Genomic DNA, 20,394 nt, shown 5'->3' with positions numbered 1-20,394 from the left:
GCAAAGCATTAAGGGCAAGTAATTACAAAACCCACTTTTACTTTACGAATTAATACGCACTTTAATAGTGAGATTAATCATTCGATATTACAATACACTGTGTATTTATAACGTACATTTAATTTAATAATGACAATATTTACAAAGCCTAATTTTCTATTAACTCTTACTAAAAATAATCCGTATTAAAAGCTATATTTAGGCATAAAAACTGTGACTCTGAAATATTACAGGAGTACCATACGCGGGTTTATAATCCTCTTTTTCGTGTGTCGTTAAAAAAATAGTAAGGTTAGCCAATGAATGCTTGGTATCTCATTTGTTTTCTCTCTGCCATTGCAATTTTTATTGCTTTTGCAAACCAATATATCCTCAAAATGCAAACTACAATTGCCATTACTACAGGCTCAGTTGTTATTTCTTTATTATTGATTATTGCCGTTAAATTATTAGGCGATCAAAATGCGTTAGCCATGACCCAAATTGTTTCCAGTATTAACTTTAACGAGTTATTACTCAAAGGTATGCTCGGATTTTTACTTTATGCTGGCGCATTGGAAATTAACCTTATGGCGCTTCGAAAACAGCGCTGGGAAATAACCGCACTAGTGCTATTTTCTACTATTGCTTCCACTTTTATAGTCGGTTATTTGAGTTTTTATCTATTTGCCTTATTTGGCTTTGATGTACCGTTTATATACTGTTTATTATTTGGCGCGCTTATTAGCCCAACCGACCCTATTGCCGTACTTGCAATTATTAAACAAATGCGAGCGCCAGAAGGAATCTCAGTTCAAGTAGAAGGTGAGTCACTATTTAACGACGGTATTGGTTTAGTAATATTTACGACCATTTTTTCGGTTGCTTTTTATGGCACCGATGCACAATTTGGCGATATAGCAGAACTCTTTTTTGTAGACGCCCTAGGCGGCATTGCGTTTGGTTTGGTTATCGCTTTGGTTGGCCACTTTTTAATTATTAACAGCCGCGATGTAAACATTCGCTTATTGATAACCTTAACTATTCCTACCGCAGGTTTTGCTGCTGCAAATATTTGGGAAATATCAGGCGCACTTGCCATGGTAACAAGCGGCATATTAATGGGTAACATTACTCGTACTAAAGCAACTGAGCGCACGGGGCCTGAAGACACTCGTTACGTAAAAGATTTTTGGCATGCAACCGATAGCTTTTTAAATGCCCTACTGTTTTTAATAATAGGTATGCTAATAGTGACGATGCCAATCACGCTTGGTGAAATTGGCTTAGGCTTACTAATGGTACCTGCAGTATTACTAGCACGCTTTATTAGCGTAGGCGCACCCTTTGTCATCTTTAAACGCTTTAGAAGTTACGATAAACACAGTGTTAAAATTTTAACCTGGGGTGGGCTACGCGGTGGTCTTGCACTGGCAATGGCGGCAGCAATTCCACGCGAGCAAGTTTTTGTAGGTGGCTCTGACCTACATAACCTAATCGTGATTGTTACCTACGTTGTGGTTATATTTTCTATTATTGTACAAGGCTTAACTATTTCACCGCTTATTCAAAGCAGTATTAAATCAGCTGAGCAAGCAAAGTAATAAATGCTTTGTGAGCAATCAACTCAGTAACCAAGTTATTATATAAATCACTTGGTTACTGTTACTCACGTGTTACAAAAACACTTTAAAGTTCTATAAATTGTTATCCTTTTTATTTATCTTCTTTGTTTAAATTAATCCGCTTGAAATGCAAATGAAAACAATTATAATTTTGGCTTTTCCTCTGTAGGGCTTTTCAATGTCCAAAAATAATTCTCACGTGTTTTTAAATTTGGTATCTCTGGGCAAACGACAACTTCATTGTTTTATTGTGCTTTTTATAATGGCTATGGCAAGCTTTAATGTGTCGGCCTCACCTAATGAGCAAACAAAAATAAAACAAATTGCACAGCTTGCAGAGTATGTAGGTGTAGATTACGTGGCAGCTGTTGGAAATGGTGAAATACTAGACCCCGACGAATATCAAGAAATGACTGAATTTTCGCACGTTATTATTGAGCAAGCTGGACAGCTATCAAGCCAAACCAATGAGTTTGATACAGTAAAGGCACAAGCTAAAACACTGCATACAGCGATTGCCAATAAAGCGAGTGTTGCCGATGTACGTGCAGCAAGCTCAGCGCTTCGTGAGTCGCTGCTTACATTTATGCCACAACTATCGTTACCTACATCGCTGCTTCCGGTTGAGCAAACTAAAGCGCTTTTTGCTACTAACTGCTCAATGTGTCACGGCCCTAGTGGTCAAGGCGACGGTCCGCTTGCAAAAAATTTATCGCCAGAGCCTACCAACTTTACCGACGAAGAGCGCGCAACAAACCGCTCATTAATGGGGTTATTTGACGCTGTAAGTAACGGCATTGACGACACACCTATGGTTGCTTTTACCCAATTTAATGAACAACAACGATGGTCTTTAGCTTTTTATGTAGGTAGCTTGGCATTTAAAGATGTTCAAAAACCACAAAATGTAGAACAAAACATTACCGCTTCGCAGATTGTAAACCTAAACCCTGCACAATTATCGGCAGGTCAAAGTGAGGCACAAGCACATTACGTTAAATGGCTTCGTGGTAATCCAGAGCAATTATTTAGCGCTAACAAAAATCCGATAACAGTTACTCGCACGCAGTTACTTGCAGCGCAAGCTGCGCATGCTAAAGGCAATTACTCACAAGCAAGTGATTTAGCAATTAGCGCATACTTAGATGGCTTTGAGCTTGTTGAAAACAACTTAAATGCCTACGACGAAACACTGCGTAAAAACATCGAAGTACAACTGATGAACCTACGCCAAACATTCAAAAACGAAAAAGATACAGCCGTCGTTGCCGAAAAAGTAAATGCCGCACTAACACAACTCGCTAAAGCAGATAGCATGCTAAACGAAACCAAGCTAACTGATGGCGCTCTACTTTCAGCGAGTTTAATAATATTACTGCGAGAAGGCTTAGAGGCACTCTTAGTTATTATTGCCCTTATGACTGTGCTTATTAAAACGAAACGTCAAGATGCGCTTAAATACGTACATGTTGGCTGGGTAACCGCACTTATTGCCGGTGGCTTAACATGGGCTGCTGCGCAAACATTAATAGAAATAAGTGGTGCAAGTCGCGAAGTTATGGAAGGTGCTGGTGCATTGTTTGCCGCTGTAATCTTACTGTATGTTGGCGTATGGATGCACAGTAAAACAAGTGCGCAACAATGGCAAAAATATATAAAAGACAATATAGATAAGCGTCTTGAGTCGGGAACACTTTGGGGATTAGCGGGGCTTTCTTTTATTGCCGTGTACCGAGAAGTATTCGAAACCGTATTGTTTTATCAGTCTTTATTAACGCAAAGCTCGCCTGCTCAATATTCATCTATTGCATCGGGTTTCGCGATAGCTGTAGCAATACTGGCTATTATTACGTGGGTATTAATTAAGTACTCAATTAAATTACCGGTTGCTAAGTTTTTTGCAATTACCACTTACCTATTATTTGCACTCTCGTTTGTGCTTATGGGCAAAGCCGTTATTGCATTACAAGAGGCCGATATAATAGGTATTGCGTCGCTACCAATGAGCTTTGAAATAGCATGGCTTGGTATTAAGTCAACATGGCAAGGTATTGTAGCTCAGGTATGTGTGTTCGCTATATTTAGCTTTTATATATTTAAAAGCAAAAACCAATAGTAATGCCTATCTGCTTAAGAGTTTAAGCTAATTGGCATAAGCAAAATACATAGTAAAAAGGCCCGCAAGGGCCTTTTTAGTTAATTGCTTATGTATTTAGTAAAATTGGTATTATCAAGCCCATGTATCTAAATGGGGGTTTTCGTCATCATCTACGTTAGACTTTTTTTTACTATTTTGGTCGTCAAGCATATTGAGCTTTTTCTTTTTTTGTAACTCACGCCTTTTTTTATTCTCTAGCTCAACTTTTTCAGCGGCCGATCCACTTTGCACACCCGCAATATGAAAAGCACTTTTTGACTCAACTTCTAGTCTGGTTATTCTTCCTAAATAAGGAATCATGATATCCATACACACTTCCTTAGTTTACTGTTAAATTATCTAAACGCTTGGTTTGGCTAATAAACAAACAAATATATGCAAAAAATGCACTTCCCTTCTTAATATTATCGACAGTTATAAGATATGCTTTAATTAAGCTAAAAAAAACTTGCCATAATATGGCTGTTTATGTTTTTATGAATGCGAAATTTATTTAAACAGATAACAACTGAACGTTACTATAACAACGAGCAGTTAAATAGGATAAAAAATGCGCTTAAACCTGACAACAGTACATCATCACCACCATTCACCGGAATAACCTGTCAGGTCTTTCGCTGAGAGGTTATTCCTAAAAGGAACCTCTGGCGATTCAAAAAACATTGATTCATTTTCGCCCTGAGGTTCCCCTCGGGGTTTTTAGTTTTTAAATTAAAGGAAAATGAATAATGAGTAACACAAATCGTCTACGTATCGCCATCCAAAAAGGCGGCCGCCTATCTAAAGATTGTCAAGATCTGTTAAAACAGTTAGGTGTTAAACTTAACCTTCGTGAACAACGCTTAATTGCACACTCAACTAATATGCCAATTGACGTACTACGTGTGCGCGATGACGATATTCCTGGTTTAGTAATGGACGGTGTATGTGATTTAGGTATTGTTGGCGAAAACGTACTAGTAGAAGTTCAAGCAGAACGTGAACGCCAAGGTGTTCCAAGCGAAGTAAACAAACTTTCAAAACTAGATTTTGGTTACTGTCGTCTTGCACTTGCTTGGCCACAAGAGCTAGGCGCTCGCGATAAGAGCTGGTTTGAAGGCAAACGTATTGCAACTACCTACCCAGAAATTTTAACTCAGTGGTTAAAGCGCGAAGGCATCAACGCAAGTACAGTAATGCTTACTGGCTCTGTTGAAGTAGCACCACGTGCAGGTTTATCTGATGCAATTTGTGATTTAGTATCTACTGGCGCAACACTTGAAGCTAACGGCTTAATTCAAGGTGATACAATTTTAGAATCAAACGCATGTTTAATTCAAAATAAAGATCTGCAAGACGCTGACAAACTAGCACTAATCAATAAGCTTATGCCGCGCCTACGTGGTGTTAGACAAGCTAAAGAAAGCAAATACATCATGCTACACGCACCAAAAAACAAACTTGATGAAATTTGTGAAATTTTACCTGGTTCTGGTCAACCGACTCTACTTGCCCTTGCGGGTAATGAAGAATACGTAGCACTGCACATGGTAAGCAGCGAAACATTATTTTGGGAAACAATGGAGCAGTTAAAAGCCCTAGGCGCTAACTCTATTTTAGTTATGCCAATTGAAAAAATGATGGAGTAAGTACCATGCTTCGTTGGAATGAGGAATCTTCACAAGTACAAGCAGCGGCGCTAATGCGCCCTGCAGTTTCTGTAAGCGCAAAGGTTGAAGCAATATGCAAAACTATTTTAGCTAATGTAAAAGAGCAAGGCGATGAGGCCTTACTTAGCATGGCCAAAGAGTTTGATAATAGAGCTAACCCACGTTTGCGCGTACCGCTAGATGAAATTAACGCATCTGAGCAAGCACTAAGTGCTGAGCTTAAATACGCAATTGACACCGCTTATGCAAATGTTAAACGTTTTCACGAAGCGCAGTTGCCAAAAGATATTAAATTATCAACCCAACCAGGCGTTGTATGTGAACTGAAATATCAAGCCATCGAAGCAGTCGGTATTTATGTACCCGGTGGCAGTGCTCCGCTGCCATCGTCGGTTATTATGCAAGGTGTATTAGCACAGTTAAGCGGCGCTAAAACCGTTGTACTTGCTACGCCGGTACAAGGTGATAAAGCAATTAACCCTGCTATTTTATATGCAGCTAAGTTATGTGGCATTACTACTTTGATAGAAAGTGGTGGCGCAGGCGCAATTGCAGCAATGGCTTATGGCACTGAATCAGTTCCTAAAGTAAACAAAATTTTTGGCCCAGGTAATAGCTTCGTAACAATGGCTAAACAGCTCGTTGCGCAAACTATCCCAGGTATGGCAATTGATATGCCAGCAGGTCCTTCTGAAGTATTAGTTATTGCAGATGAACGTGCAAACCCAGAATTTATAGCCGCCGATTTACTCTCACAAGCAGAGCACGGCGCTGACTCGCAAGTTATTTTACTATGTAACAGCGAAAGTATTATAGAACAAACTCAGCAGGCACTTACAAGCCAATTAGCTAATTTGAGCCGCAAAGAAACAGCCGAGCAAGCGCTCGCTAATTCTTCACTTATTTTAGTTGATTCAGTTAAACAAGCATTTGATGTATCGGCGCAATACGGCCCAGAGCACTTAATTTTACAACTAGGCGATGCAACACCTTACCTAGATAAAGTTAAAAATGCAGGCTCAGTATTTGTAGGTGACTACACACCAGAATCTGCAGGCGATTACGCATCGGGTACTAACCACGTGTTACCAACATATGGTTACAGTGCAACTTACTCGAGTTTAAACTTGCTTGATTTTTTCCGTACATACACAGTGCAAACAATTACTAAAAGTGGTTTAACGCAGCTTTCAAAAGCAATTTTACCACTTGCAGATGCAGAAGGCCTTGATGCCCACGCTAATGCGGTTTCAATTCGTTTAGAGGCAATTAAAAATGAGCAATGAGAGCGCACAAGCGTCTAGCTTATTACCTAAGAATATTGCAGCCCTTGCTGCATACAGCTCTGCAAAAAGTGAAAAGCTAACCGGTACTACGTGGCTAAATGCTAACGAAAGCCCGTATGCTAAAAATCTTGAACTGAGTATTGAGGATTTAAATCGCTACCCTGATCCACAACCGCAACTGGTTATTGACCGTTACGCCGCTTATACAGAGCTTGAAAGCGAAAATGTATTAATGACGCGCGGCGCAGATGAAGGCATTGAGCTTTTAGTGCGCACATACTGTGAGCCAGCTAAAGATAGTATTGCGCTATTTTTACCAACTTACGGTATGTACAAAGTTACCGCCGATACACACAACGTTAGTATTAACGCGCTTACACAAGAATTATTATTAAGTGGCAGTGTTGATGAAATAGTTGCAGCTGTTGGCAGCTCAAAGCTGGTATTTATTTGTAACCCAAATAATCCAACTGGCAGCTTAACGCCACTTGATAAAGTAAAAGCGATTGCAACAGCACTTGCAGGTAAAGCATTAGTTATTGTTGACGAAGCCTATATAGAGTTTTGCCCAGAGCAAAGCGCGACTAAACTTATTAATGAGTTTAGTAATGTAGTGGTTTTGCGTACGCTTTCTAAAGCCTTTGCGCTAGCAGGGCTCAGAACGGGCTTTACGCTTGCACAAGTGAGCGTACTAGCGCCAATTCGTAAAGTCATTGCGCCGTATCCGGTATCAGGTGTTGTAGCAAGTATTGCAGCGCAAGCAATTGCACCCGATGCAATTACATCAATGCGCCGCCAAGTTACTATTTTAAATAGCTTAAAAGCTAAGTTGGTAGATTGGCTAAACGCCTCCCCTGCTGCATTAAAAATTCTCACTGGTGAAGGTAACTTTGTTACTTTAAAATTAGCCGATAAAAACTACTTTAAAATTGCACTTGAGCAAGGTTTGGTTATGCGCGCTTTTACACTATACGGTGAAGACGACTGGCTACGAATTTCAATTGGCAGTGAACAAGAACTTGAACAAGTAAAAATTTGGTTAGATGGCTTACAAACGCCGGCTACCGCAGCATCTTTAGCAGGAAACGAAGTATCATGAGTAACCCCTATTTATTTATAGACCGCGACGGCACTATTATTGAAGAGCCAATTACCGACAAACAGGTAGATAGCCTTGAAAAGCTAGCATTTTTACCTGGTGTTATTCCTGCGTTATTACAATTACAAGCCGCAGGTTACCGTTTAGTAATGGTGTCTAACCAAGATGGTTTAGGCACAGATAGCTTTCCTACTGCTGATTTTGACATAGCACAAGACAAAATGATGGACATAATGCAAAGCCAAGGCATTAGCTTTGACGAAGTATTAATTTGCCCACACTTTGATGAGCAAAACTGTGATTGCCGTAAACCTAAAACGGGCTTACTTACCGAGCTTATGCGCTCTGGCAAAGTAGACTTAGCGCGCTCTTTTGTTATTGGCGATCGCCAGACCGATATTGGCCTTGCTCAAAACTTATGTTGTGAAGGTATTTTATACGACGGCGATTGGAGTGCGATAGTGACAAAATTGACTACCGCAAACCGCGAGGGTCGTGTTACACGCAACACTAAAGAAACCCAAATTGATGTAGCCATAAACTTAGATCAAACTAAAAATGGCAGCATAGACACCGGACTTGGCTTTTTTGATCACATGCTTGATCAAATTCGCACCCACGCAAACATTGGTTTAAACATTAAAGCCAAAGGCGATTTACACATAGACGAGCACCACCTTGTTGAAGACATTGGTATTGCTCTTGGTGTCGCACTTAAACAAGCGCTTGGCACTAAATCGCAAATTGCACGCTATGGTTTTGCGCTTCCTATGGACGAGTGTAAAGCTGAAGCACAAATTGATTTATCGGGCCGTGCATCATTTGTATTAAACGCTAACTTTAGCCGCGAAAAAGCAGGCGACTTAGACGTACAAATGGTTGAGCACTTTTTCAAAAGCTTAAGTGATAACGCCGCTATTAGCCTTATTTTATCGGTAAGCGACGGTAACTGTCATCACCAAGTAGAAGGCTTATTTAAAGCGTTTTCACGTGCTCTTCGTATGGCCGTAGCACAAGACACGACCCAACAAACAGCCAGCTCTAAGGGATGTTTATGATTGCCATAATTAATACCGGTTGTGCCAATATAAATTCAGTACGCTTTGCGTTTGAACGCTTAGGCCAAACGCCAACAGTAATTACTTCACCAGAGCAATTAGCGGGTTTTGAGCGCGCTATATTGCCAGGTGTAGGTCACGCGTCGGTTGCTATGAAACGCCTAGTAGATAACGGCTGGCAACAAGCTATAAATGAATACCAGCGCCCGCTTATGGGCATTTGTTTAGGTATGCAGTTACTGTGCGAAAGCACCGAAGAAGGTAACGTACAGTGCCTAGGTAAAATACCAGGGCAAGTAAAAGCGCTTGATGTAGGCAATTTAACGTCGCCGCATATGGGTTGGAATAACTTAAGCGTTAACAAAGAGCATGCATTAACTAAAGGGCTTACGCTTGATGAGCAAGTGTATTTTGTTCACAGCTTTGCGCACACCGTAAACGACGCCACACTAGTGAGCGGCGAATATGGTCAAACCTTTTCAGCCATTGTTGCTAAAGACAATTACGCAGGCATGCAATTTCACCCAGAGCGCAGCGCAAAAGTTGGCGCACGTTTATTACAAAATTTTGTTGATTGGCAGTTATAAGCTGCCCATTAACTAACAAAAAAGAGATTATTTGTGATTATTCCAGCATTAGACGTATTACAAAATCAAATTGTGCGCTTGTACCAAGGTAAATACGACACAGCACAGTTTTACCCTTTCGAACTTGGTGCGCGTTTAAAAGAATACGCCGACAGTGGCGCAGGCAAGTTACACCTTGTTGATTTAGAAGGTGCACGCGATCCAAGTAAAAAGCAGTGGAAACATATCCAAGCTGCAACCAAAGCACTTAATGTACCGTATCAAGTGGGCGGCGGTATTCGCTCAGAGCAAGATGTAAGTGATTGGCTTAAAGCCGGTGCAAACCAAGTTGTTATTGGTTCAATGGCAGTAGAAAAACGCGAACAAGTAAAAGCCTGGATTGAGCAATTTGGCGCAGAGCATTTTGTAATTGCTCTTGATGTAAATAAAACAGCCACGGGCTGGGCACCAGCAACGCACGGTTGGTTAAGTGAATCTGAATTTGGTTTACTTGAGCTGGTAGATTTTTATGTAAGCTTAGGTGTTATTGATTTTTTATGCACGGACATCAGTAAAGATGGCACCATGACGGGCCCATCGTTTGAGCTTTACGAAGATTTAACTCACCATAACAGCACAATTAAAGTGCAAGCCTCAGGTGGCGTAAGCTCACTAGATGACATTAAAAAGCTTAAAGAGCTGGGTGTGGGCGGCGTTATTTTAGGTAAATCATTGCTTGATGGCGCATTTAGCGTTGAGGAGGCATTGGCATGTTATCAAAACGCATAATCCCGTGTTTAGACGTTAAAGACGGCCAAGTAGTTAAAGGCGTTAAGTTTAAAGGCCATGAAATTGTTGGCGATATTTTAACAATGGCTAAAGCTTACAGCGAAGCCGGTGCCGATGAACTAGTTTTTTACGAGATCAGCGCAAGCGTTGAAAAACGCCTACTTGATGTAAACTGGGTAGAGAGCATTGCACGTAATATCGATATTCCATTTTGTGTAGCGGGCGGTATTAAATCAGTGGCTGATGCAGCGCGTGTACTTGAGCGCGGTGCTGATAAAATCAGTATTAACAGCCCTGCTATTGCGCGTCCTGAACTTATTAAAGAATTACACGATGAGTTTGGTAAGCAATGTGTTGTAGTCGGCATTGACAGCTTTTTTGATGAAATTACCGGCGAGTATTTAGTGTATCAATTAACCGGCGATCCTAATGCATCAAGCCGTACGCGCTATAAAACACAAGAATGGGTTAAACGCGTACAAGACCTAGGCGCAGGCGAAATTGTATTAAACTGTATGAACCAAGATGGCGTTCGTAACGGTTACGACAACGAGCAACTAAGTAAAATTCGCGAGCTGTGTGACATTCCTTTAATCGCCTCTGGCGGTGCGGGTAGTATGCAAGATTTTGTTGATGTATTTAAACAAAGCAAAGTAGATGGTGCATTAGCTGCCAGCGTTTTTCATAAAAATGTGATTAACATTGGCGAACTAAAACAATTTTTAACAGATAACCAAGTGGCAGCAAGATTATGCAAGTAACACAACAAAACCAAGCTCAGGTCGATTTCGCTAAAAGTGACATGATCCCTGCGATTATTCAAGATGCCCGCTCTGGTGTTATTTTAATGCAAGGCTTTATGAACAGCGAAGCACTCGCTGTTACGCTTGATACCAATAAGGTAACGTTTTACTCGCGTTCAAAATCGCGTTTATGGACTAAAGGCGAGTCATCAGAAAACTACTTAAACGTAGTATCTGTGCATACAGATTGTGACTACGATTCAATTTTAGTACTTGCCAACCCAGAAGGCCCAACGTGTCACTTAGGTACACAAAGCTGTTTTGGTGATGAAGCAAAACCAAGTTTAAGCTTTTTAGCACAGTTAGAAGATGTGATTGTTGCGCGTAAAAATGACGACCCTGAAAAAAGCTACACAGCGTCATTATTTGCAAAAGACTTAAGCCGTAGTTGTCAAAAAGTAGGTGAAGAAGGCGTAGAAGTTGCCCTTGCCGCTATGAAACACGATAACGATGAGCTAACAAACGAGTCTGCTGATTTAATTTATCACCTTACAGTATTGCTACAACGCCAAGGCTTAGCCCTTGAAGATGTAGTTAAATGCTTGCAAGGTCGCCATAAATAGCATTAGTTGTGACTAACAAAGAGGCTCATATTTATATGGGCTTTTTTATTTTTACAGTAAATCACGTGTGATATAGTGCGTGGCTAAATTAATCGGTTACTGTGAACTATGAAAAACTATATTACTCCTTCTATTGTCGCATTTATTTTAGTCGTCGCGTTTATTTTAGCGGGCTGTACCAGCAAAACTAATCAGACGACAACTACAGCAACCACTACTACAACGAATCAGTCTGTAAAAACCACAGTAACACCCGATGAATGCAGCACCATAAATAACCTAATAAATGGTTATGAGTCTGGTTTTAATTCAATCAAAACAGATAAAGTAAATAACCAGTTTACTAATCAATGGCGTACTAATACTCATATAATTGGAGCAAACTGTACAGTTACTTTAAATAAGTCAGAGCAAGCAAGCTACCAATGCCAAACACCTGTTAAAACACAAACGCAAACAATAAAGTCTCATCAAAAACTGGCTAAGCAATTGCGCCAATGCTTAACCAAAACAGGTTGGTTGGAAAGCCAAAAAGAAACAGCAAGTTCAATTTACAGCACCTTTGTACTTGATACTAAAACCCCTGTCATTACACTTGCTACCAATCAAGAAGGTAATGGGTTTTCTACTCGCTTTGAAATTGCTCCACCGTTAGGACTTTAATAATGCGCCAATTAAATCAAAACAAAAAAACATCTAAATTTAAAACTGATTGCCTAGGAATATGCGAAAGGCGCAGCGGTTACTGCACCGGGTGTGGGCGTACCAACGAAGAAATTTTTGATTGGATAATATTATCTGAAGATGAAAAAAAAGCGATTTTAGAAACACCACGAGCAGACGCTAACTCATAACAAATAAAGCCCCTAAATGTTAAAAGTAACAGTTAATTGATTAACTAAAAACTTTTAACTTGTTGTGGCTATTCATTTTAGTTGCGCTAATACAGCTTTCGACTACTTGCTCAAATGAGTTATTAATATCTATATTTATAACATTGGGCTCATCTTCTTTTGGAACTTCTAGCGCTTCAAATTGGCTTTTGAGTAAATCAACAGGCATAAAATGCCCTTTTCTGTCCTGCATACGGCTTTTAACCAGCTCAAAATCACCAAAAAGATGTAAAAAGGTAATGCCTGTATTTCCATCACATATTTGTTTTCGGTATTTCTTTTTTAATGCTGAGCAGACTATTACCGCGACTTCATTTTTCTTTTCAATGCTAAATGCAGCATCACGTATTCTTTCGAGCCAAGGCACACGATCAGCATCATTTAAAGGCTGCCCAGATGACATCTTTAATATATTAGCCTTGGGATGTAAGTCGTCTCCGTCGATAAATTTAGCGCCAATGCGCTTTGCTAATGCATCACCCACACTTGACTTTCCTGTGCTTGAAACCCCCATTACAATATAAATACGACCTACATTTGTGTTACTCATGTATTTACCCTCGCCTTAATTTAATAATTAATTATTTTCAATGTATATATTATATTGAGTTACGGGTAACATGTTACGCGTAACAAATACGAAAGTGAAGTTAAACACACACTAAACATCATAATTCACACTGAATATAAGTAGGGAAAAATGTCAGATTTATCATTAATACTAACAGCGGTAGGCTCCATATTTTTATTGCTTTTTTTAGTAATGAAAGTACGACTACATGCTGTCGTCTCTTTGATCCTTGTTTCTATGATTGCAGGATTATTCTCAGGAATGAGCCCAGAAATAATTGCCGCTACAATTCAAAAAGGAATGGCCGGAACACTAGGCTTTGTTGCGGTGGTGGTCGCTTTAGGCGCCATGTTTGGCAAAGTAATGGAAGAAACCGGCGCGCTGGATCGCATTGCCCACACACTTTTACACCGTTTTGGAGAAAAAAACGCTAATTGGGCGCTTACCTTTACGGGCTTTATTTGTGCTCTCCCCCTCTTTTTTGATGTAGCCGTGGTACTTTTAATCGGTATTGTTTTTGCTGTAGTACGAAAAGGCGGTGGCAGCGTTGTTAAAATTGGTATTGGGCTACTTGCTGGGATAGCGTCTTGTCAGGCGTTTCTTATTCCTGCGCCAGGGCCGATTTTGGTTGCCTCTCAATTAGGCGCTGACTATGGTTATATGATTTTATTTGGCCTTATTGCTGCCATACCGGCAATGATTATAGGAGGTCCAATTTGGGGCTCTATTATTTCTAAATCTATTCATGTAGAACTCCCACAGCACGAACAAATCGACGATAACCAAAGAGTTGGTAAAGGGACGCCTAGTTTTGGATTAGCATTAGGTTTAATTGCTCTGCCGTTAATTATGATTAGTTTAAATACTATTGGTAGCCGCTTTGTTGAAAAAGACTCTGATTTATATAATTGGTTAGCCTTTATAGGTCATCCATTTACAGCAATTTTAGTTGCCTGCCTAATGGCATTTTATTTGCTCGGTGCAAGGCGCGGTGTCCCTAATGCTAGAATCATGGAAATTTGTGGTAGTGCCTTACAACCTGCAGGAATTATTATTCTTGTCACTGGTGCCGGTGGGGTATTTAAACAAGTATTAGTTGATTCAGGAGTAGGTACTGCACTAGGTAATTACTTAGCTGGCTCAGGATTACCGATTGTAATACTCGCTTTTGTATTATCAGCCGCTGTGCGGGTTATTCAAGGCTCTGCGACAGTAGCTATGCTTACAGCGTGTGGCTTAATTATTCCAATGCTTCAGCCTTTAGGCCTTGATGGAGCGCAGCTTGCCGCTGTCACTATCGCTATTGGTGGGGGCTCTATTGTGCTCTCCCATGTAAACGACTCAGGATTTTGGTTAGCGAGTCGCTATCTCGGTTTGAGCGAAATGCAAACTCTTAAAACGTGGACGGTAATGGAAACTATTATTGGTACTGTTGGCGCACTTGTCGCTATGATTATTTCTCTGTTTTTGTAAAATTACAGTATGTAGAGTTATCATCACACATATAAAAATTACCTGAGCCTTTTGTTATTTAGGCTCAGGTAATTAGGCACAGGTAATTAGGCTCATATAATTAGAGTATTTAAACACTTTCACCTAGATGAACTATATAACCAGTATCAATTACTTGCTTATAATTAATCCTAGCATCCAAATCTGAATTAATCCGGCTCAACAACTCTCTTCCCGCAACATTACCTATCTGATAACGAGGGGTGATCACACTTGCTAATTGAGGCACCATTGCTTGGCCAATATCATGGCCATGAAAACCCACAACCCCCATTTGGCTAGGCACTAAAATGTTGTTTCGCTGGCATTCAAAAATAGCCCCAATTGCTAAATCATCATTAGTACAAAACAAACAGTCAGTATTTGGGTAGTCAGTACGCGCTTTTTGTAAAAGTTCAGCACCTAAACTATAAGATGAAGCTTGATCAGTCATCACACTTTTAGGCGTAAAACCTTTAGCTAACATAGCATCTGAATAACCTTGAAATTTTAGGCGTGTTCGTACATCGAGCCTTGCACCTATATAAACAATATTTCGATAGCCTTTATTTAAAAGTGCCGTCGTCATATCAAAAGCGGCTTTAACGTTATCAAAACCAATCGCTTGCTGCATTGGAGAGTGATGAGTATCCATTATTTCAATCACAGGTACGCCTGACGTTTCAATCATTTTTAGCGTTCTGTCTGTGTGTGTGGTTTCTGATAAAATTAAACCATCAACGTGATACGACAATAGATACTCAACCCGTTTTTCTTCAATTTCAGGGTTGTAACCATAATGGGCTAACATTGTTTGGTATCCTGCAGGCCCTGTTACATCTTCAATACCTTTTATAACTTGAGCAAATACGTGGTTCGTTAACGATGGGACTAGTACACCAATAGAGTAGCTTTTAGCATTAGAGAGTAAATCAGGGGCTTTATTTGCAATGTAACCTAGCGTATCAATAGCTGCACTAATTTTAGTGCGAGTAGACTCTGATACTTTTTCGGGATTACGTAAATAACGACTCACCGTCATTTTGGTTACACCAACCGCATCGGCAATATCTTGAAGAGAAGAACGTTTGTTTTTTTTCATCACACACAATTAAATAAAATGTTACTTGTAACATACCAACTATTGTGAAAAATCACTACTTTTAGCCATTTTTATTTAGGTTATCGCTAAGCGATTACCCAGAGATTTAAATAACCTATCCTCTTTTATGTATTTGTACCAATAACATTAAACAGAGGCTCAGATACTCCGAGCCTCATCGTAATTAAAAACTTATAGCAATCTCAACAATTGCGAACCAGGTAGGCCGCTTTGTGGTAATAACGCGGGGGTAACTGCAAATGCTTCTGGGATTTTACTTTTGATTTCATCCATCTTTTTACGGTTATTTTGTTTATCATAGACATAATATTTAAGGATATTGCCGTATACATCGTCTTTTGCATCAACCTTCTCTAGGGTTTTTAACGCTTTATCGTAATCATCAAGGTAAATGTATGCCAGTGCTAAGTTATCAGCAGAGCCAACATGTAGCTTACCTTCAAGCTGTTTTGATAAATCTTCAAGCTCTGCAACAGCAAGCTCATAACGCCCTAGCTGTATATACGCGGTTGCTAGTGAATTTTTTAAAAAATAAGGTGGGTTACTACCAGGCTCATACCATTTTTCGTAAGCACTCAGTATATCTTCATATTGCTCAAGTTTAGAGTAAACGTGATCTAGCAGCCTAAAGCTTTGTAGTTTAATTTCAGCTTCTTCAAAACCAGCAAGTTTATCTCTATTTAAGTGCCATTGTTGTATGCCTTGCGCAGCTTGGTTTAACAGTTCAGGGTTATCACTTTTTGCCCCAGCAGCACTTTTTAGAAGCTGTGCAAGTTGTTGTTTATATTCTTCACTTTTAACAGGAGCCTGAGACGTATTATTACTTGGCTGCTTGTTATCTGAACTACCATCTACAATTTGCGCTGCAGCTAAAGCACTAAAAGACATTGCCGCCGCAACCATAACCAAATATTTACTTTTCATTGTTTTTTCCTTGTTTAACATTTTGATCCTCTGAATATTAAAACTCTTAGAATGAGCAATATTCAAAAGTGGGGGGGTAAAAAAGTTAGGCGAGCTTTTTGCACTTTGCTCTTGTAGCAATAAACTGGCTAAATCCAATTGGTATTTACCTTTTAGCTTTTGCATACACAACTCATCACAGCTAAGTTCGAGTTGCTCTTTTGCTAAACCAGTTAACTTTAAGCAAATAGGATTCCACCAAAAAACGCTTTCTATAAAACAAATAAGCCACGTCCAATAAATATCACCTTGTTGTAAATGAGTTACCTCGTGTTGAATGACTGAATCTAATTCTTCACGATTTACCATCGTCGACTCTAGCCAAATAACAGGCTTTATTAACCCGGTAGCAAAAGCAGGCTCTGTATGGGTTGTTAGTCTAATTGGATACTGATTGTTAATGTGTTTAAGTTCAGGACTTGGCTTTGAGTTAATGTATAAGTTTTTTATAAGCTTTACATAAAGGCTCACGCGTAATGAAAACAATCCAAAACCAGCTAAAACTAAAACTATAAAAACATTACTAAGTGATGGCAATAAGTCCCATATACCCATATCGCTTTGTAATTCGTCCTTAGTTGCTACTTGTTCAGCATTTGGTATTAGTGCTTTAACATCGGGAATCAATTGCGCCACGTTAAATGTGTAACGATTTGCCCCTTCAAATAAGGGTAACTGGGAAAAGTACTGCCAAGGGACAAACCAACATGCCAAGGCAGTCATTAAAATGTAAAAGTTTAATCGTGCTGGGGCATTTTTAAGCCCTTTTACTGTAAGCAAAATACATAAGCTAATAAGTGTGCAAGTTAGTAAATAATCCGTCATTACCCTCTCCTTTAATCTAACTTTTTATTTTTTAAAAGCGTTTGTAAATATTCTATATCTTCATCATTTAGCTTTTCTTCTTTGATAAAGTGGGCAATTAAACTACGAGAATTACCTTTAAAAAATCGTTGCATAAAACTAGGCATAGCTTGCTCCGATAATGTGTCTTGAGTAACGATTGTTCTAAAAATAATAGCTCGTCCTTCATGTCCACAACGCTCAATCGCTCCTTTGTGTTCTAACCTATCTACAATAGTTTTAACTGTTGTATAGGCTACTTTTTTATCTTTTTGCTTATCAGCTAAAAGCACCTTATGTAGTTGACTCGCGGTACAGGGTTCTTCCTGCCAGAGCAGCTGCATAATATCCATTTCAAAATCACTAAGTTTCATTGTCGCTCCTATTACTACACTTGTAGTGGTACTGTTACAAATGTAGTAGTAAGTAATCTTAGTGTCAATACAAAATTGACATGTGAATAAAAAACAAGCGGTAAAAATATAAAAGCCTTAGGAAGGTTTTATAAAAAAGGTAGATAAAATAAAGAGGTATACTTATTAATAGATTTTAGAAAAACATAAAAAACGATAGTTTATTTTCAACTAACGCTTTTTATGCTTTAAAGTTTTTTATGAAAGGTAGTGAGGTAACTATGCTTTATCGAGCGCTTGGCTTACATCGGCAATTATGTCAGCAATGTTCTCAATACCGACCGATAAACGAATTAAATCGCGACTTACACCCGCATTAGCTAGCTCTTCATCGTTTAATTGGCGGTGTGTAGTTGACGCAGGATGGCACGCAAGCGACTTGGCATCGCCAATATTAACTAAGCGTAAAATCATATTTAGCGAATCAATAAACCGCGTGCCTGCTTCAAGACCACCCGCAATGCCAAAGCTTAAAATACCGGATGCTTTACCACTGGTAATTTTTTGACTCATTTCGTTATACGGGCTTGATTTAAGCCCTGCGTAATTAACCCAAAGCACTTTTGGATGGTTTTCTAAATATTCAGCTAACTGCTGTGCATTTTCGCAGTGGCGATCCATTCTTAAGCCTAAGGTTTCAAGGCCGATTAGAATGTCAGATGCGTTTTTAGGTGCAAGCGCTGCGCCGGTATTTCTAAGTGGCACTACTCTGCAGCGTCCAATAAATGCAGCTTCAGCAAAGGCTTCGGTATACACCACGTTGTGATACGACGGATCAGGCTCGTTCATCATTGCAAAACGCGTAGCATTCGCTTTCCAATCAAATTTACCTGAGTCGACAATCATGCCGCCAATGGCAGTACCGTGCCCGTTTATATACTTTGTAAGTGAGTGAACCACTATATCGGCGCCCAGCTCAAATGGGCGGCATAAATACGGCGTAGCCACGGTATTATCAACAATAAGCGGCACACCTTTGCTGTGTGCAATACGTGCTAAACGTTCAATATCAACAATATTACCTGCAGGATTACCAATAGATTCACAAAAAACAGCGCGGGTGTTGTCGTCAATTGCATTCTCGAACGCGGTAAAGTCATCGGCTTTAATCATGCGTGCTTCAATACCTTGCCTAGGTAGTGTATGAGCAAATAAGTTATACGTCCCACCATATACTTGGCTGGTGCTGACAATGTTAGTACCGACTTCACACAAACATTGAATAGCATACGTAATAGCAGCCATCCCAGAGGCAACAGCCAGCCCACCAATGCCCCCTTCCATCGCGGCAATACGTTGTTCAAGTACGGCATTGGTTGGGTTCATTATGCGGGTGTAAATATTTCCAGGTACTTTTAAATCGAATAAATCAGCGCCATGCTGCGTGTTGTCAAATGTATAAGAAGAAGTGTGATAAATAGGCACGGCTGCCGATTTGGTCGTAGGCTCAGATTCGTAACCGTGGTGCAGTGCTAATGACTCTAATTTCATAATTATTTCCTTCAATTAATTTACCACTAACCTAGCACTTCTTGGTTATAAAATGTACATGAAATATATTTAAGGGTGTTAAGGTGATTTGATTTAAGTTAAAGGCGGTGATTAGCAGACATTCAAAGGCTAAATAACAACTAGTCAGCCCTTTAACTAACAATATAATAACCCACCCCAAGTATAATATTTATTATTGGTAATAATTTACACAATTTGCTATTAATAGAAGCCCATAAAATAAGGATATTCCAGCATAAAAAAGAAAAGTATCCTTCAATAAACCTGCAGTGTAATAAAAGGAGTTATTAGTATGTCAAAAATGTTCGAGTTAAAATCAAACAGAAATATTGCTATAAAAATGAGTTGTGGAGTGACATTAATTTGCGCTACATACATATCATTTAATAACATATTTATAGGGCTAGGTTTAGCTGTCATCTCTATTCTCATAACTTACTCTGTATTAAATAAGAAAGGTAGTTGGTTCTCTTAGTTTTATATGAAGCTATTTGCGTAACGTTATTTATACAAGAGAGCAAACGCCATAAGCTTCTAGCATTCTTTCTAAGATCAGCTAAGAGCGATCAGCAGATCGTTGAGGTTGGCTAAAAATCGTAGTTACTTGATTGGTCAAACTGCTCTTTGCGCGTATATTCATGAAAATAAGCGACGCGCGCATATTGTTCTATTAAACTTTACTTTAAAGCTTTAAAAACTTAGTGGTAGTAATGCTTTAGGTTATTTGTTAAAACTAAATAAAGTAGATAAATGAGCGTTAAGTCGGCAGAAATATGGGCGATGAGCGCACTATTAAATTGTTGAACTAAGCCGCTACGCGGAGATCCTATTCTGACCATTTGAGCCACACTTACCTTGGGGTTATCCCATATTTGGAGGTAAGTAATGAATACACTCATTGAACAAGTCAAAACTGAAATAGCCTATCTTGGTTATTCACAAAGTACATGTAAAAGCTACTGTGAACATTTACTAAAACTCAGTCATTATTTTAATAAACCGCTCGATTC

The 20,394-nt window shown here is 39.4% G+C and carries 19 protein-coding genes; 13 read left to right on the top strand and 6 right to left on the bottom strand.

Annotated features, from left to right (window positions below):
* Positions 1-299 precede the first annotated feature (299 nt).
* Together H5116_RS16415 and H5116_RS16410 are read left to right on the top strand one after the other, a co-directional pair.
* Entirely contained in the window at positions 300-1,583 is a 1,284-nt protein-coding gene (locus tag H5116_RS16415; RefSeq protein ID WP_024597348.1) for a sodium:proton antiporter, read from the top strand.
* A 283-nt stretch (positions 1,584-1,866) separates the two neighbouring features.
* Positions 1,867-3,720 carry a cytochrome c/FTR1 family iron permease gene (locus tag H5116_RS16410; RefSeq protein WP_182716667.1) on the top strand — a complete coding sequence of 618 codons (1,854 nt, stop codon included), beginning with the start codon at positions 1,867-1,869 and terminating at the stop codon, positions 3,718-3,720.
* Between the two features lie 114 nt (positions 3,721-3,834).
* Here H5116_RS16410 and H5116_RS16405 read toward each other — a convergent pair whose 3' ends face one another.
* The gene (locus tag H5116_RS16405; protein WP_002960256.1) at positions 3,835-4,071 is read right to left on the bottom strand and encodes a hypothetical protein; all 237 of its coding nucleotides are present in this window, start codon (positions 4,069-4,071) and stop codon (positions 3,835-3,837) included.
* Positions 4,072-4,490: 419 nt separating this feature from the next.
* On the opposite strand from H5116_RS16405, the gene hisG reads away from it, so the two are divergent.
* The 10 genes from hisG (at position 4,491) to H5116_RS16355 (ending at position 12,429) form a co-directional block, all read left to right on the top strand.
* Positions 4,491-5,390 carry an ATP phosphoribosyltransferase gene (gene hisG, locus H5116_RS16400; RefSeq protein WP_002960257.1) on the top strand — a complete coding sequence of 300 codons (900 nt, stop codon included), beginning with the start codon at positions 4,491-4,493 and terminating at the stop codon, positions 5,388-5,390.
* A gap of 5 nt (positions 5,391-5,395) precedes the next feature.
* Positions 5,396-6,697: a histidinol dehydrogenase gene (gene hisD, locus H5116_RS16395; protein WP_182716645.1), complete on the top strand. Its 1,302-nt coding sequence runs from the start codon at positions 5,396-5,398 to the stop codon at positions 6,695-6,697.
* On the top strand, positions 6,687-7,796 hold the full coding sequence (gene hisC, locus H5116_RS16390; RefSeq protein ID WP_182716644.1) for a histidinol-phosphate transaminase: 1,110 nt from the start codon (positions 6,687-6,689) through the stop codon (positions 7,794-7,796). Before hisD ends, hisC begins: the two co-directional genes overlap by 11 nt.
* A complete protein-coding gene (hisB, locus tag H5116_RS16385) occupies positions 7,793-8,854 on the top strand; it encodes a bifunctional histidinol-phosphatase/imidazoleglycerol-phosphate dehydratase HisB (protein ID WP_008138596.1) in 1,062 nt (353 codons plus the stop codon). Before hisC ends, hisB begins: the two co-directional genes overlap by 4 nt.
* Positions 8,851-9,441: an imidazole glycerol phosphate synthase subunit HisH gene (hisH, locus tag H5116_RS16380; protein WP_002960265.1), complete on the top strand. Its 591-nt coding sequence runs from the start codon at positions 8,851-8,853 to the stop codon at positions 9,439-9,441. Before hisB ends, hisH begins: the two co-directional genes overlap by 4 nt.
* A gap of 33 nt (positions 9,442-9,474) precedes the next feature.
* Positions 9,475-10,209 (top strand): 1-(5-phosphoribosyl)-5-[(5-phosphoribosylamino)methylideneamino] imidazole-4-carboxamide isomerase, encoded by a 735-nt coding sequence (locus tag H5116_RS16375; RefSeq protein WP_182716643.1) that lies wholly within the window; start codon positions 9,475-9,477, stop codon positions 10,207-10,209.
* A complete protein-coding gene (gene hisF, locus H5116_RS16370; protein WP_002960269.1) occupies positions 10,191-10,970 on the top strand; it encodes an imidazole glycerol phosphate synthase subunit HisF in 780 nt (259 codons plus the stop codon). Before H5116_RS16375 ends, hisF begins: the two co-directional genes overlap by 19 nt.
* Positions 10,961-11,575 (top strand): bifunctional phosphoribosyl-AMP cyclohydrolase/phosphoribosyl-ATP diphosphatase HisIE, encoded by a 615-nt coding sequence (hisIE, locus tag H5116_RS16365; RefSeq protein ID WP_007376299.1) that lies wholly within the window; start codon positions 10,961-10,963, stop codon positions 11,573-11,575. Before hisF ends, hisIE begins: the two co-directional genes overlap by 10 nt.
* Positions 11,576-11,683: 108 nt before the next feature.
* Positions 11,684-12,238: a hypothetical protein gene (locus H5116_RS16360; protein ID WP_024597354.1), complete on the top strand. Its 555-nt coding sequence runs from the start codon at positions 11,684-11,686 to the stop codon at positions 12,236-12,238.
* Positions 12,239-12,240: 2 nt separating this feature from the next.
* Positions 12,241-12,429: a DUF1289 domain-containing protein gene (locus H5116_RS16355; protein ID WP_182716642.1), complete on the top strand. Its 189-nt coding sequence runs from the start codon at positions 12,241-12,243 to the stop codon at positions 12,427-12,429.
* Between the two features lie 40 nt (positions 12,430-12,469).
* Here H5116_RS16355 and H5116_RS16350 read toward each other — a convergent pair whose 3' ends face one another.
* Complete coding sequence (locus H5116_RS16350; RefSeq protein ID WP_182716641.1) at positions 12,470-13,018, bottom strand: gluconokinase; 549 nt, start codon at positions 13,016-13,018, stop codon at positions 12,470-12,472.
* Between the two features lie 150 nt (positions 13,019-13,168).
* On the opposite strand from H5116_RS16350, the gene gntU reads away from it, so the two are divergent.
* Positions 13,169-14,512 (top strand): gluconate transporter, encoded by a 1,344-nt coding sequence (gntU, locus tag H5116_RS16345; protein WP_004586388.1) that lies wholly within the window; start codon positions 13,169-13,171, stop codon positions 14,510-14,512.
* A gap of 109 nt (positions 14,513-14,621) precedes the next feature.
* Here the strand turns inward: gntU and gntR are convergent, their stop codons facing one another.
* The 4 genes from gntR to H5116_RS16325 all read right to left on the bottom strand — a co-directional run bounded on the left by gntR (position 14,622) and on the right by H5116_RS16325 (position 19,363).
* Complete coding sequence (gntR, locus tag H5116_RS16340; protein ID WP_182681961.1) at positions 14,622-15,632, bottom strand: gluconate operon transcriptional repressor GntR; 1,011 nt, start codon at positions 15,630-15,632, stop codon at positions 14,622-14,624.
* A 192-nt stretch (positions 15,633-15,824) separates the two neighbouring features.
* The gene (locus H5116_RS16335; RefSeq protein WP_182716640.1) at positions 15,825-17,441 is read right to left on the bottom strand and encodes a M56 family metallopeptidase; all 1,617 of its coding nucleotides are present in this window, start codon (positions 17,439-17,441) and stop codon (positions 15,825-15,827) included.
* Positions 17,442-17,452: 11 nt separating this feature from the next.
* Positions 17,453-17,833, bottom strand: coding sequence for a BlaI/MecI/CopY family transcriptional regulator (locus tag H5116_RS16330; RefSeq protein WP_182692377.1), 381 nt, complete (start codon positions 17,831-17,833; stop codon positions 17,453-17,455).
* A gap of 258 nt (positions 17,834-18,091) precedes the next feature.
* Positions 18,092-19,363 carry an O-acetylhomoserine aminocarboxypropyltransferase/cysteine synthase family protein gene (locus H5116_RS16325; RefSeq protein WP_182716639.1) on the bottom strand — a complete coding sequence of 424 codons (1,272 nt, stop codon included), beginning with the start codon at positions 19,361-19,363 and terminating at the stop codon, positions 18,092-18,094.
* Between the last annotated feature and the right edge of the window lie 1,031 nt (positions 19,364-20,394).

The organism is Pseudoalteromonas sp. SG45-2 (genome assembly GCF_014164115.1).
Classification (GTDB): Bacteria; Pseudomonadota; Gammaproteobacteria; order Enterobacterales; family Alteromonadaceae; genus Pseudoalteromonas; species Pseudoalteromonas distincta.
Note: the sequence above shows the minus strand (reverse complement) of the source record. Positions and strands in the feature narration are given on the sequence as shown.